1 protein-coding gene is annotated in these 586 nt (G+C 57.5%); it reads left to right on the plus strand.

The annotated features are described in order from the left end of the window. The coding region (locus tag PG883_RS23760; protein ID WP_270808521.1) for a hypothetical protein at positions 1–400 on the plus strand (400 nt) is incomplete at its 5' end. Positions 401–586 lie beyond the last annotated feature (186 nt).

The following is a 586-nucleotide window of genomic DNA, read 5'->3' on the forward strand; positions in this document are numbered from 1 at the left end:
TGCTGCTGTGGATGCTCAGGGCAATAAGCGCACGGTGAGCCAGACCTTCTCCCTCAGCTTGCAGAACCTGGCCATTGCCGACCCGGTCAAGGTGATGGCGGTCGCGAAGTCCTTGCTGGACTCGCACGATCAACCACTCGGGATGGTGGTGTTTAAGGGTGCCTTGACCGATGGCGGCACCCAGAGCCGGGGTCCACAAGCGGGTTACATCACCCTGCGAAGTGATGCCGCTTTCTCGGTCATTTTCAATGGCCAACCAGTGCAACCCGGTGAGACCAGGGAAGTAGTGATCCCGCTCGACGTGGATGGGTCTGCTCGGTTGCCAGTCTGGCCAGCTACCTCCGGTGTGACCGGCAAGGCGAGCTACATGATTGATATACCTCAGTTAACTGTGAACTGATGGCGTTCAGGGAGGAGATTTCACAGTGCTAAAACTCAATAAAATAGCCATCGCACTCGCCCTGCTGGGCATGACCTCGGCAACGTCGGCACAGATCTTCGAGATGTCCTACACGGACACCAATGGGGCCCTGCAGGTCAAGACGCCCACCGCTACCTGGTACAGTGCCAACAGCAATATCGTGGT

Origin of the sequence: Aeromonas sp. QDB25, from assembly GCF_027707725.1 — a bacterium.
GTDB classification, from domain to species: domain Bacteria; phylum Pseudomonadota; class Gammaproteobacteria; order Enterobacterales; family Aeromonadaceae; genus Aeromonas; species Aeromonas caviae.